This window comes from Extibacter muris (assembly GCF_004345005.1).
Lineage (GTDB): Bacteria > Bacillota > Clostridia > Lachnospirales > Lachnospiraceae > Extibacter > Extibacter muris.
In genome coordinates, this window is the sequence record NZ_SMMX01000031.1 from 1 (window position 1) to 14,350 (window position 14,350).

The 14,350-nt window shown below is 45.0% G+C and carries 11 protein-coding genes and 1 pseudogene; all 12 read left to right on the forward strand.

Translation table 11 applies throughout. The annotated features are described in order from the left end of the window. Window positions 1-132 precede the first annotated feature (132 nt). Complete coding sequence (locus E1963_RS18660; RefSeq protein ID WP_132281436.1) at window positions 133-1,074, forward strand: CPBP family intramembrane glutamic endopeptidase; 942 nt, start codon at window positions 133-135, stop codon at window positions 1,072-1,074. A gap of 208 nt (window positions 1,075-1,282) precedes the next feature. Beyond that, the gene (locus E1963_RS18665) at window positions 1,283-2,380 is read left to right on the forward strand and encodes a C40 family peptidase (RefSeq protein ID WP_132281439.1); all 1,098 of its coding nucleotides are present in this window, start codon (window positions 1,283-1,285) and stop codon (window positions 2,378-2,380) included. 29 nt (window positions 2,381-2,409) lie between these two features. Then, a complete protein-coding gene (locus E1963_RS18670; protein WP_132281442.1) occupies window positions 2,410-3,495 on the forward strand; it encodes a C40 family peptidase in 1,086 nt (361 codons plus the stop codon). Between the two features lie 241 nt (window positions 3,496-3,736). Next, window positions 3,737-4,825, forward strand: a complete 1,089-nt coding sequence (locus tag E1963_RS18675; protein WP_132281445.1) for a C40 family peptidase — start codon at window positions 3,737-3,739, stop codon at window positions 4,823-4,825. Between the two features lie 144 nt (window positions 4,826-4,969). Next, complete coding sequence (locus tag E1963_RS18680) at window positions 4,970-6,217, forward strand: C40 family peptidase (protein WP_243117807.1); 1,248 nt, start codon at window positions 4,970-4,972, stop codon at window positions 6,215-6,217. A gap of 216 nt (window positions 6,218-6,433) precedes the next feature. Continuing rightward, window positions 6,434-7,183 carry a 30S ribosomal protein S2 gene (rpsB, locus tag E1963_RS18685; RefSeq protein ID WP_049729535.1) on the forward strand — a complete coding sequence of 250 codons (750 nt, stop codon included), beginning with the start codon at window positions 6,434-6,436 and terminating at the stop codon, window positions 7,181-7,183. A 49-nt stretch (window positions 7,184-7,232) separates the two neighbouring features. Continuing rightward, on the forward strand, window positions 7,233-8,153 hold the full coding sequence (gene tsf / locus E1963_RS18690) for a translation elongation factor Ts (RefSeq protein WP_132281451.1): 921 nt from the start codon (window positions 7,233-7,235) through the stop codon (window positions 8,151-8,153). A gap of 764 nt (window positions 8,154-8,917) precedes the next feature. Then, on the forward strand, window positions 8,918-10,396 hold the full coding sequence (locus E1963_RS18695) for a HEPN domain-containing protein (RefSeq protein WP_132281454.1): 1,479 nt from the start codon (window positions 8,918-8,920) through the stop codon (window positions 10,394-10,396). Between the two features lie 164 nt (window positions 10,397-10,560). Further along, the gene (locus E1963_RS18700; protein ID WP_243117808.1) at window positions 10,561-11,346 is read left to right on the forward strand and encodes a ParA family protein; all 786 of its coding nucleotides are present in this window, start codon (window positions 10,561-10,563) and stop codon (window positions 11,344-11,346) included. Then, entirely contained in the window at window positions 11,300-12,007 is a 708-nt protein-coding gene (locus E1963_RS18705; protein WP_243117809.1) for a DUF4368 domain-containing protein, read from the forward strand. The genes E1963_RS18700 and E1963_RS18705 overlap by 47 nt, the downstream gene beginning before the upstream one ends. A gap of 74 nt (window positions 12,008-12,081) precedes the next feature. Then, complete coding sequence (locus E1963_RS18710) at window positions 12,082-12,399, forward strand: TnpV protein (RefSeq protein WP_132281460.1); 318 nt, start codon at window positions 12,082-12,084, stop codon at window positions 12,397-12,399. Next, window positions 12,327-14,350, forward strand: a pseudogene (locus E1963_RS18715) (hypothetical protein); the annotation flags it as partial. The gene E1963_RS18710 and the pseudogene E1963_RS18715, both read left to right, overlap by 73 nt.

Below are 14,350 nucleotides of genomic sequence, written 5' to 3' on the forward strand. Positions count from 1 at the left end.
ACCAGTCCACAGCATCTTATATATCATAACCGTACCTATAGAAAAGGTAAAGAATGGTTATGAAAATATAGTATCAAGACCTTGGAGAGGGTCTATAAACACTACTACTATATAATACGAGTGAGGTTTATTATGGAACAGCAGCAAAATGGAACACCGCCGGTACCTGTTGAGAGCGGCGGCAAGCGGTTCATGCGCCTGTGGGGGCCGCTGCTCATCAAGTGGGGAATCGCGTTCGCCACGATGATGGCCGGTGCTATGGTGTGTTCTTTCTTATATATGTCAGCGCATTATGACGCGGCTATGGAAGCGATGGAGAATCAGGAGCAGATGATGAACCTGTATAATGCCATACTTGAGGAGTTCATGAAATGGCTGACGGCTATCGAAGGGATAGCGGCATTCATCACCATACCTGTCATGCTTATACTTTTCCACAAGGACAGGGTGAAGGAGCGGGTGTCAGGAATACTTCCGAACAAGAAAGCGCCTATATGGAAATACGGGGCAGTGCTTCTGATGTCGGTGGCGATGTGCTGGGGGCTGAACAACCTGATTGCAATCAGCGGGGTATCCGCCATAAGCGGTTCTTACGAGAAGACGATGGAGATACTGTATACGCCGCCTCTGCTGATTCAGATCATCTGTCTTGGAATTCTGGTGCCGGTCTGTGAGGAACTTGTATTCCGAGGGCTTATGTTCAAACGCCTGAGGGCCAGGGCAGGATATATGCAGTCAGCCATATATTCCTCTGTCGTGTTCGCAATACTGCATGTGAACCTCGTGCAGTTGATCTACAGCTTTGTGCTCGGCCTGATGCTGGCATATATTTATGAAAAATATGGTTCGATAAAGGCACCTGTGGCTGCCCATGTAGTCATGAACATATTCTCGGTGCTGGCAACGAAGTATGAGCTGCTTGACTGGCTGGCAGCGGATATCATGAGGATAGGGGTCGTCACAGTCGTATGTGCGGCAGTAGCGGCAACGATGTTCGTCTTCATACAGAGAATTGAAGAAAGACCGGATTATCCAAACAAACCGGGTGAAAATGGGAATCTGGCGGCTGTATAAGCTGCCAGATTTTTTATGCATGATAATGGCAGAAGCAGCCGGAAGTGAATATATTGTAGAAGCGGACCTTAATATTCTATGAAGATAAATGTTACGAAATTATTAAATTTTATTGCAAAATTTGGCAGTATAAGGTATAATCATTCCTAGATGTAGGGGTACTATGTCTATGTTAGACGAATGAGGGAGTTTAAAATAAGTAAAAAGGATGATTATTATGAAGAGATTGAAAGCTACGTTGGTGACGGTAGTGCTGACCAGTTCTTTGATTGTAACGCCTGTGTTCGCAGAACCGTCGGTAGATGACCTGAAGGCGAACAAGAAGGCAGCGGAAGAACAAGTGAGTTCACTGCAGAGCCAGCTGACAGATCTGCTGAACAAGCTCGGACAGCTGGAGGAAGATTTGATTGCCAAAGGGGAGGAGATTACAAAGGCGGAAGAGGACCTGAAGGAAGCAGAAGCACTTGAAAAGCAGCAGTATGAAGACATGAAGCTCCGTATCCAGTTCATGTATGAAGAAGGTAATACGAGCGCGGTAGAGGCAATCGTAACGTCGGAAAATTTCGGAGACTTGGTCAACAAGGCCGAATATGTACAGAACGTACATGACTATGACCGTGACAAGCTTCAGGAATATGTGGATACAAAGAAAAAGATTGCGGATTTAAAGACTACTCTGGAGGAAGAAAAGACAAGTCTGGAGGGTATGCAGTCTGAGTATGAAAGCAAAGAAGATGAATTGAACACGACGATTGAGACGAAAAAGTCAGAGATCGCAGATTTTGACACGCAGATACAGGCGGCGGCAGAAGCTGCGGCAGCAGAGGCTGCCAGACAGCAGGAGGCGGAACGCCAGGCGGCTGCGGCAGACAATAACGGTGGCGGCGGTTCCGGTACGGGCGGCGGTTCCGGCAGTGGAAACGGCGGTGGCGGAGGCAGTTCCTCCGGTATCGACTATACCGGTACAGGAAATACCGCTACAGCGCAGGCGATAGTCAGCGCCGCGTACAGCCAGCTCGGGGTGCCATATGTATGGGGAGGCACGACACCGGGAGTAGGCCTTGACTGTTCGGGACTAACGCAATATTGCCACAGAGTAGCGGGAATCAGTATCGGACGTACATCACAGGTGCAGGGAGGCGGCGGAAAGGCTGTCAGCAGCCCGCAGCCGGGAGACCTGGTATGTTACGGAACCCATATTGGCATATATATAGGAAATGGACAGATGATTCATGCACCACACACAGGGGATGTAGTTAGGGTAGCGAATGTATATGGTTCACCATGGTACAGACGTTACTGGTAAGGGGAAATACTTAGACTAAGGAGAGACTTATGAGGAAACTGTGTAAAGTGTGTACTATTTCATTATTGGCGGGGGCGCTGGTTGTAACGCCGGTGTTTGCAGAACCGTCGGTAGACGATCTGGAGAACAGCAAGGCGGCAGCCGAGAGCGAGGTCAATGCCCTTCAGAGCGAATTGTCAGCTACGTTGGAGAAGATTACGTCACTGGAAGCTGAGCTGCAGGAAAAGACGGAAGCGGTAGTGAAGACGAACGAAGAGCTGGAAGAGGCGGCCTATCAGGAGCGTCAGCAGTACAGCGACATGAAGCTCCGTATCCAGTATATGTATGAAGAAGGGGACGGCAGCGTTGTAGAGACACTATTATCTGCAAAGAGCTTTTCCGATCTGGTCAATAAAGCGGAATACGTGCAGAACGTGCACAGTTATGATAAGCAGAAACTCGAAGAATATATTAAGACAAAAGAAAAAGTTGAGACGTTGAAGAACAGCCTGGATACGGAAGTTGAAAATATGCAGTCCAAACAGGCTGCTCTGCAGGAAGAGAAAGTATCCTTAAGCAGCACGATTTCTTCCAAGCAGTCTCAGATCGCACAGCTGGATCAGAGCATCCAGGATGCGCTGGCGGCAGCGGTGGAAGAGCAGCAGGCAGCGGGAGAAGCAGGCGGCAATGCACAGGATGATGCGGATGCAGGTGCCACAGACCAAGGCGGTTCAGGGAACGGCGGCGGTAACGATGACAAACATTATGCACCGCCATCCGGCGGCAGCGGTTCAGCGGTTGCGAACTATGCATGCCAGTTCGTGGGCAATAAATATGTATATGGCGGAAGCAGCCTGACGAACGGAACAGACTGTTCTGGTTTTACGATGGCAGTATATGCAGCGTTCGGAGTGTCGCTTCCTCATAACGATGCCGCGCAGGAAGCCTGTGGCAGAGCGGTGAGCTACTCAGAGGCTCAGCCCGGAGACTTGATTTTCTACGGCGGACATGTCGGTATCTACATCGGTGGGGGCAGCATCGTGCATGCATCAAATTCTGCACCGTATCCAGAAGGCGGAATCAAGATCAGCAGCGCTACATACAGGCCTATCAAATGTGTCAGAAGAATTTTTTAGCAAAGCAACAGCGGACCGGTTCGACCGGTCCGTTTTTTGATACCGGAACTTTCAGCTGTTCTATAATTTACCTGTCGCATTTTACAGAAAAGTGTTGAATACAGTAACAATATATAGTATCCTTTACATGAGTATATGAAAATTTGGCAAGGTATATCTTGAAAAGCACCAGTAGTGCAGCGGGTATATAATATGGAACAACGGCAGATAAAAAAGTGCATTTTACAGGAAAGGTGAAAATATGAAGAATAGACTGACCCAGGCTGTCATCGTAGCGTCCGTGGCGAGCGCGCTCGTAGCGACGCCGGTATTTGCAGAACCGACGGTGGACGATTTGAAGAAGAATAAAGCGGCAGCCGAAAGTGAAGTCGGTTCCCTTCAGGAGGAACTGACACAACTTGTGTCGAAGATCAGCCAGCTGGAAAGTGATCTGATAGAAAAGGGTGAAGAGATTACAAAGGCGGAAGATGATTTAAAGGAAGCTCAGAAGCAGGAAGAAGAACAATATGAAGACATGAAGCTCCGCATCAAGTTCATGTATGAGGAAGGAGACACAAGCTTTGTAGAGACGCTTGTATCCGCTAAGAACTTTTCAGATCTTGTAAACAAGGCGGAATATGTCCAGAATGTACATACATATGACCGGCAGATGCTGACAGCGTATGTGGAGACGAAGCAGAAAGTAGCTGACCTTAAGGATACGCTGGAGGAAGAGATGGCCAGCATGGAAAACATGCAGCAGCAGTTCGAGTCGGACAAGGACAGCCTTGACGCGACACTCGAGAGCAAGCAGGCAGAGATTGCCAACCTCGACGGAGAGATACAGGCCGCGGTTGAAAAAGCCGCCGAAGAACGCAGGAAAGAGGAAGAGGCAAGACAGCAGCAGGCACGGCAGCCGGAGACGGCACAGACGCCGTCAGGAGAAGCAGGCGCAGGAAGCACCGGAGGCGGCGTAAGCAAGCCATCCACATCTCAGCCATCCTATCAGGGGCGGGGAGATACATCTGTCGCACAGGCGATAGTCAGCGCCGCGTACAGCCAGCTCGGTGTGCCATATGTATGGGGAGGCACGACACCGGGAGTAGGACTAGACTGTTCAGGCCTCGTCCAGTATGCGCACCGTGTCGCGGGAATCTCAATTCCGAGAAACTCTGAGGCGCAGTATGCGGCCGGAAAGAAAGTATCCAATCCACAGCCGGGAGATATCGCCTGGAAGCCCGGGCATGTAGGCGTCTATATCGGCAACGGCAAGATGATCGAGGCGCAGCAGACCGGAACCAATATCATGGTCAGCAACGTAAGAGCCGTTGGTTATGCAAGATATTGGTAGGAAAAAGCTGGAAATTTCTGTAAATATATTGAAATAAATAGAAAAATGTAGTATTCTGACCTTAGATGTGCGGGGGCGTATGAGAGAAAGCGACAGGAGATAGGAATTTCTGCCGTACAATGATTAATAAGGATGGGTGAGAATATGAAGAGACGATTTGGACAGGCACTCATCACTACTTTAGTGATGAGTTCTTTAGTTGCAGCTCCTGTAATGGCGGCGCCTGAAAGTGTTGATAATCTGGAGGGACAGAAGCAGGCGGTGGAAGCTCAGGCTGCGGATGTCAATGCCAGGCTGGTCAGCCTTCTGGTACAGTTTGACGCGTTGAAGCAGGATATGGCCGGTCAGAAAGAGCGTATCGCTCAGGCGGAGAGCGATTATAAGGAGGCCAGCGAAAAGGAGCAGGAGCAGTATGAGGCGATGAAGCTTCGCATACAGTACATGTATGAACAGGGCGATACGAGCTTTCTTGAGACGGTCGTATCCGCCAAGAGCTATTCCGACCTGGTCAATAAGGCGGAGTACGTGCAGAAAGTACATTCCTACGACAGGAAGATGCTCAAGGAGTATGTTGATACGAAAAATGAGGTAGCGTCACTGAAAGAGGAACTGGAATCCGGCGAAGCTGAGATGGAGGCTATGGCAGAAGACCTGAGCAGCCAGCAGACGAATCTGGAAGGGACATTGTCCGAGATGAGAAGCCAGATAGCCGACTTTGATACACAGCTGGCCGCGGCGAAGGAAGAAGCAGCCGAGCAGCTCGGAGAGCTGACAGAAGACACGGAAAACATGACCGCCTCCATCGATAACGGCGGAACAGATGAAGCGCCAGCCGGCAGCAGCAAGCCATCAACCGGGGGAGATACGAATAACGCCGGCACCGGCGGAACGTCGAAGCCGTCCGGCAATACGAACAACAATACGAGCAAACCTTCAGATAACAATAACACCAGCAAGCCCTCGAATAATAACAGCAATACGAACAAGCCGTCCAACAATAACGGCGGCAACAGTACGAATAAGCCAAGCAATGCGTCTCTCGGACAGCAGATTGCGTCAAAAGCGTGTACATATGTAGGCAATCCTTATGTCTATGGCGGCACGAGCCTGACAAACGGAGCCGACTGTTCCGGCTTCGTACAGTCCGTACACAAGCTGTTCGGCATTTCGACACCGAGGGATTCATGGGGACAGCTCGCCGGAGGGAAGGCAGTATCATATTCTAATATACTTCCAGGCGATGTCATCGTGTACAGCGACCATGTCGCGATATACATAGGGGGCAACCAGATTGTCCACGCATCTAACAGCAAGCCATATCCGGCCGGCGGAATCAAGATCAGCAGCCCCGCGAACTACAGGACCGTCCTCGGAGTCAGACGTTACTGGTAATCAGGAAGAGCGGGACGGATATCCATATCTTCAGAAAATGTAGAATCAAGCCTGTAAATGCAAGAAAACCCTTGCATTTACAGGCTTTTTGTGGTAATATACAACAGTCGCAAAAAAACACGCATATGGTTGTCTGTATCGGTGCCTAAGCTCAGATGAGACGGTCTTACAGAAAAGAAATATGCGGAAGAATGAAAACCAAATGGAGGAAAAGACATGAGCGTTATATCAATGAAACAACTTTTAGAAGCAGGTGTCCACTTCGGACATCAGACAAGAAGATGGAACCCTAAGATGGCTCCATACATCTACACAGAGAGAAACGGTATCTATATTATCGATTTACAGAAGTCTGTAGGCAAAGTAGACGAAGCTTACCAGGCAATCTCTGATATCGCGGCAGAAGGCGGATCCATCCTGTTCGTAGGTACGAAAAAGCAGGCGCAGGACGCTATCAAGACTGAATCTGAACGTTGTGGAATGTTTTATGTAAATGAAAGATGGCTCGGTGGCATGCTCACGAACTTCAAGACGATTAAGAGCAGAATCAACCGCTTGAAAGAAATCGAAAGAATGTCAGAAGACGGAACTTTTGATGTGCTGCCTAAGAAAGAAGTTATCCAGCTGAAGAAAGAATGGGAGAAGCTTGAGAAGAACCTTGGCGGTATCAAAGAGATGAAGAAAGCGCCTGATGCAATCTTTGTAGTCGACCCTAAGAAAGAAAGAATCTGCGTACAGGAAGCACATACGCTTGGCATTCCGCTTATCGGAATCGCTGATACGAACTGTGACCCGGAAGAGCTGGATTATGTGATTCCAGGAAATGATGATGCTATCCGCGCAGTTAAATTAATCGTTTCCAAGATGGCAGATGCTGTAATCGAAGCTAACCAGGGAGCAACCGGATACGAAGAAGAATACGTAGAAGGCGAAGACGCTTACGAGGAATCAGCAGAAGCAAACTAATTCAGAGGAAGGGAACTTCCTGACTATAATGTAGATGGAGGACGATAAGATGGCAATTACGGCTAGTATGGTAAAAGAGTTAAGAGAGATGACAGGCGCAGGAATGATGGACTGCAAAAAGGCTCTTAACGAGACAGACGGCAATATGGATGAAGCAGTAGAATACCTGAGGAAGAACGGACAGGCCAAAGCAGAGAAGAAGGCCGGACGTATCGCAGCAGAAGGTCTTGTCATGGCCGAGGTAAAAGACGATAAGACAGCGGCAATCGTAGAGGTGAACTCCGAGACAGACTTCGTGGCAAAGAATGCCGAGTTCCAGGGATTTGTCAAAGCAGTGACAGAACAGGCAGTCGGCACGGACGCGGCTGATATGGACGCGTTCATGGCTGAGGCATGGAAGGAAGATACATCTAAGACGGTGAAAGATGCCCTCACAGAAAAAATCTCTGTTATCGGCGAAAACCTGAATATCAGAAGATTTGAAAAAGTAGTGACGGACGGATGTGTCGTATCCTACATCCATGGCGGAGGACGTATCGGTGTTCTTGTAGAAGCTGATACAGATGTTGTCAACGATGACATCAGAACATGCCTGAAGAACGTGTCTATGCAGGTTGCTGCAATGTCTCCGAAGTATACGTCACGTGATGAAGTGTCACAGGAATATATCGACCATGAAAAAGAGATTCTGCTTGCCCAGGCTAAAGTAGAGAATCCTGACAAGCCGGACAACATTATCGAGAAGATGATTATCGGACGTCTCAACAAGGAGATGAAAGAAATCTGCCTGCTGGACCAGGTATACGTACAGGACAGCGACCTGACAGTTGCCAAGTATGTAGAGAAGGTGGCAAAAGAGGCTGGCGCCAATATGTCAGTGAAAAGATTTATCCGTTTTGAGACCGGAGAGGGTCTTGAGAAGAAGAACGAAGACTTTGCGGCTGAAGTTGCGGCACAGATGGGAAAGTAAACTTATAAGCAAAAAGATTTTTAGAACCCTTGAAAATCCCGTAAAACGGGCATTTTCAGGGGTTTTTTGTGGTTTTAGGGCAGGTTCATAATTTATCATAAATTACCGTATTTTATCATCAAAGTTGGGGGAAAGCCTTCCCCCAACTGCTGTTTTAAAGTTTGCCTCTTTCTTCCGAAGAAAAGGGAGAAGTTTGCGTGCCATCTTTTTTTGGGGGATAACGCTATCCCCCAAATTTGAACATAAAATTGTGTATCTTCCCCCAAATTATCATAAGTTATCGCATGAAAAATATGGATTGATGAAAGATGTGGGATGATTTATAATGTTGGAAAAAGGGAGAATGAATACTCGGCAGAGTATTTTGTGTCCTAGTTTGTCTGGAAGTGAAAAAGCGTGATATTTGATGTTTTTGAGTGCTGTTTGATATGGATTTTGCGGACGAAACAGTATGGATAGAACAGCACAGGCGGCTATCGTTAATAGGTAGGACTTTCAATCTAGCCTTTAAATTTAGGATAGATTATGAGCAAGCAAAGGCTTTTCGTAAGGCAAATGGTGGCTACTTGCGAGGTTGCCAATGGAAAGACCTTACTGTTGAAGCGTATATAATTTAAATATGGAATCCCATCTTTTATAAGGCTAGATTTTCTGGTATATGTAGTAGTGTAAAATATGAAGAGTATTTATGTGCGAAAGTAAGAAGATATAAATATTTTGAATGTTTATAAAGTAAAAGTTTAATTTTGGTTTTGGAGGAAAAAATGAAAGCATTTAAGGATTATAAAGAGAGTTGTATAATAACCCATATTGGTGAACATGAATGCTCTTATCAAGGACAAATAAGCGTTTTAGAAAATTATCGTGTAATAATAGAAATAATGGATGTATCACGGGAAGTAAGTATACGAATAAGAGAGTTGGAAGATGCAATAATAAGTTTAAAGACAGATAATAGTCAAGTAACAGCAAGAAGATTTATGTTTAGAGAAATGAAGGGAAAACAAACAGAAAAAGATTTCAAATGTTGTTATTTTAAGGTGACAGTGGAGGCATTCGATGTTTGCTGGGGAGTAGAAAACTGTGCAAATAGTATTGAAGAATTTGTATTTGATAGTTTTTCTTGTAGTATTACAGAGGGGACAGAATTAATTGGATTAACTCCGTATGAGGAGATTGATAGTTTGAAATTTTATGATGCAAAGATGTCTTTAGATATAAAAGCGAAAGTTAAGGAATTGCATTCAAAGTCAGGCTTTTCTTTCTGTGCTTTTCATGATGTCAACAGAAGAAATTCAGAAATTAGGTTTGGTATAAAGAGCCAAATTCAATACCAGTCAAAGGAAAAAATAGGAATAGATACAATAAAAGAAAACCTGTATAATATGATTTTGTTTCTGGAAATATTAAGTGGTGAATTAGTTACAACTACCCAAGTTATATTATTTAAAGATGATAAAAGATTTGATTATTTGGGAAATTGTAACTTTCCTAAAGATAACCTTATTGTTTTTAATAGAAAAGGTTATGATAGTAGATCGTTTGTAAGAGAAAGTCTATTTAAAGTATCTGATTTTGCAACATTTTTGGATGTTGCAGTCAACAAGTTTTATTCATTGATTAATATTAAGAGAATGGCATTTGATTCATATAAACAGGTGTTGTTAGATGATGATGTTGGAATTTCTACAACAAATAAGTTTTTAAAGGTAATGCAAATCATTGAAGGTATGGAAAGAAACAATGTTAGTGACGAGGAGCAGGAAAAATTTGATAAACGAAAGGAAGAGATTCTTTGTAAGCTTAATAGCCAAGAAGATAGAGAATTTATAAAGAAGTATTGTACAAATAATGGAGATAATTTCAGCAAATGTATTCAAAAAATAACCAAAAGAGCTATAATGTCTTTATCAGGGCTTAGTAATAACGAGTTTAGAGAATGCCATACACATACATTGTTGAGCAATATTAAGAATGATAGAGATGTTTATACACATGCATCACATACAAAAAATCCAATATTAAGTATGGATGAAATTTATTGGGTAATTGTTTGCTACAAAGTATTTTTTAGAGTGGAAGTGCTTTTAGAATTGGGAATAGATATAAGGCTTATTAGGGAAAGATTTACTCGTGATAGATATTTTGTAGGAAGTTATAAAAATCTTTTTAATCTGAAAATAAAGCAAGGAGACGATTTTGGGACTGGAGAATATGACAGAGTAATGAGAGGGTTTGACTGATATGACATTATAATGAAATCAAAAATTTTTGGTAAGCCGATTGGTTTTCACAACGAGAATCAATCGGTTTTTTATGCCTAAATTTTCGTACATAGCCATTCCCCACCAAGGAGTGGCTATTAAATTTTTCAGGAAAGGAGGAATCCGTAATGCACTCACAGAGTATGTCATCAAAATGTAAAGTGATTGCCATTGCAAATCAGAAAGGCGGTACTGGAAAAACGACCACTACAGTCAATCTCGGTGTTGGACTGGCAAATGAGGGAAAGCGGGTACTTTTGGTAGACGCTGATCCGCAAGGTGACTTGACTACTTCTTTAGGGTGGGCTGACCAAGATAATCTTCCGGTCACACTCACAACGCACATGGAAAATATTATCCGTGACAGACCAATGGATACAGGAGAGGGTATTTTGCACCATGAGGAGGGTGTTGACCTTATTCCGGCAAATATTGAGTTATCCGGTATGGAAATGTTGCTTGTAAATGCCATGAGCCGGGAGACTACGATGAAAACCTGTCTTGAGCCATTGAAAAAGCAGTATGACTATATTCTCATTGACTGTATGCCGAGTTTAGGAATGTTGACGATTAACGCATTAGCCGCAGCAGATAGTGTGGCTGTACCTGTTCAGGCTCATTATCTGCCCTTAAAAGGTATGACACAGTTAATCCAGACTATTAAGAAAGTACAGCGTCAAATCAATCCCTCATTGAGAGTGGACGGTGTGCTGCTTACGTTGGCAGATATGCGTACCAATCTTGCACGAGCCACAGAAAGCAGTCTGAAGGAGAATTACGGGAGATTCATTAAAGTGTATCAGACGGTGATTCCGGTTGCAATCAAAGCCGCAGAGACAAGTGCCGCAGGAGCCGATTATCACGCAGGATTTGTGGGAATTGGTGCAGACGCACGTCAATTCACGGAAACGGAGCCGCAAAGACGATGAGCCGCAGATTTTCGCAGGGCTTTTAAGGTGCGGGGAATGCGGGTGGACACTCGGCTCAGCAAACACAAAGGACAAGGGGCGTTTTTACCGCTGCACCCAATATTCCGCATATGGCAGGAACTTCTGCACCATGCACTACACGCCTTATAAGATTCTGTATGCGTTTGTCCTCGGAAGGTTACAATTCTGGCTGATGGCGGTAAAGGAAAATGAGGACGCCATTCTGGAACGGTTGCTGCAGGGCAGTGAGAAGCAGCGGCGGTCAGAGAATGCCCGCGCCGAAAAGGAGCTGAAAAAGGCACAGAAACGCAGGCAGGAGCTGGACAATCTTTTTGCGAAGATGTATGAGGACAGGGTGAAAGGGCTGCTTGACGAAGAAAACTATTCCATGCTTTCCGTCAAATACCGCACAGAGCAGCAACAGCTTGATGAAACGGTCAAGACGATAACAGCAAGAATGGAAGAAACAAAGGAAGAAACCGATGATGCAAAACGGTGGGTTGAGCTTATCCAGAAATACAGTGCCATTGATGAGCTTACCGCCCCGCTCTTGAATGAACTGATTGAGAAAATCGTTGTCCATCAGTCATGGAAAGATGAAAATGGGAAAACAGTGAGGGACATTGAAATTTACTACCGTTTTGTGGGGAAAATTGATTAAGTAGGCAGGGGGAATGTGCCAGTTGCGGCACTTCCCCGAAACATTGTCTTTAACTCAAGTAAAGCGGAGATTATTTGATTCCGAATCTGACTATACCGGACGAGCAGGAAGGACACGTTGGGAAGTATGGCTCCCTTCGCAGGACGTATCTGTGGGAGAACCATTACGGACTGTTCATCAGCCTGATGACACAAGGGAAACTGAAATCACACCTAATGGAGATACAAGAAACAGCGCAGAACCGGATGGAGCAGATTACAACAGAGATGAAAGCAGCACAGAATGTGACGGAGGAACTGAAAGCGAGCGATTCGATGATGTGGGTAGGACGGATGAACAATATCCGCCAGTCGGCGGAGGAGATCGTGATGAAGGAACTGATTTACGTTTAGAATGGTACGTTAGAAGCAAAGAAGATAAGAGCCTGCCATTTTTCCATAAGGATGAGGATATAAAAGAACTTCTGCTTACGACACCGCACTTAAAAGCAGAGAAAACAGAAATTCAGAGATTTTTTGAAAAGACTGAGGATCGTAACAGGAGAAAGGAATATATCAAAAGTATTTTTAATCCGGAATACACAGAGATTGATTTGGAAGATGGAAGGCGTGTCGGTTATAAGACCTATCAAAATGTGATGCATATATGGGAGGGGAGTTATCTTTCACGCACAGCACAAGGCTATTATGACTGGGGTGTGATTGCAGAATATTTTGAGGGAATGCGTCTGATGGGGGAACTTAAGGATAAAGCAGAACCGCTTCCTACCGTCAATGGACAATTGGTATTTTTAGATGATTTAGCAGAGGAAAAGTCCTCTGCTTTTTCTATTCCGCAGGAAATGATGGACCATACGTTACGAAGTGGCAGCCCGTTTTCAGAGGGGAAATTTCGGATTTACTCTTTCTTTTTGCAAGGGCATACGGTACAAGAAAAAGCCGCGTTTCTGAAAGAAGAGTATGGAACTGGTGGTCATGATCCAGTCTTGATCGGGACAGGGATCGGAGAAGATCATGATGCAAAAGGATTGAAATTGCGCCGTGGTTTTGGAGAGGACGCAGAGCAAGTCTTATGGAAATGGGAGAAAGTTGCAAAGCGGATTGATGAGTTGATTGCCTCTGACCGCTATATGTCGCAGAAAGAACTGGAGTATATACCGGAATATGAAAAAGGTGTGATTGCGAAGGGAATTTATCACTTTTATACGAATCAGCCGGAGCATGTAGTACGTCCATACGAAAGTGGAATGTATATCACAGATGCAATCAAAGTAATCCGACCACAACTGAATAACCCGGAGAGGATAGAAGAATTATTATCCGGAATGTTAGAGGTGCTTGAAAATACTGCGGATTTTGACAGGAACTATGCGTCTATGCAGAAAGCCTATCAACAACTGAGGGATTATCACAACGGAGTATTTAGTCTGTTTACACCAATAATAGGCGAAAAAGAAGAAGTATCATCATCTGTTTTCATAGAACCTGCTACGGAACAAGTGACAGACCATGTAGAGCTGGAACTGGATGACGAACAGTATGAGGAAGTACAGGATTTTATTGAACAAGTAGGCAACCTTCCGTCTATGAATACGCCCTATGATTATGAGGGAGATACGGTTGTCTATATCGGCATGGACGCTTATGAAATCGTAACCCTTTCTGATGATGTGGTTGTATTGCGGAATCAGATGTATCCGCTCTTTACGGAAGAAATGCCACGTCAGGAGTTTGAACGCAAAGTAGGAGAAAATCCCGCAAATGACCATCTGAAGAAGAAAACAGAAATGCCGAAAGTGGAAGAACTCCCAACGGAGCAGAAGGAAGTAACAGAGCAGAAAGAGGAATCCTTACAGGAACTGGAGTTACCAGCCGAAAAAGAAATATCTCCAGACCTTTCCCCAGCATGGAAAAAATCCATGCCGAAGGGAAAGGTTCAGACATTTGACCTTCACCCTGAAATTCCACAGTCACAGCGTCACCAGTTTCAGATTACAGACGATACGTTGGGACAAGGAAGTGCAAAGGAGAAATTCCGGGCGAACATTATGGCAATCCAACTGTTGAAGAAATGTGAGGAAGAAAACCGTTATGCTACACCGGAGGAACAAGAGATTTTATCTGGTTATGTAGGGTGGGGAGGCTTATCGGACGCTTTTGATGGAAATAAATCTGCATGGGAAACAGAATATCTGGAACTGAAAATTGTATTGACGAAAGAAGAATATGAGGCGGCAAGACAGTCTACCTTGACTGCATTTTATACACCGCCAGTCGTGATCCGTTCCATGTATCAGGCACTGGAGAATATGGGGCTGAAATCAGGGAATATTGTGGAGCCATC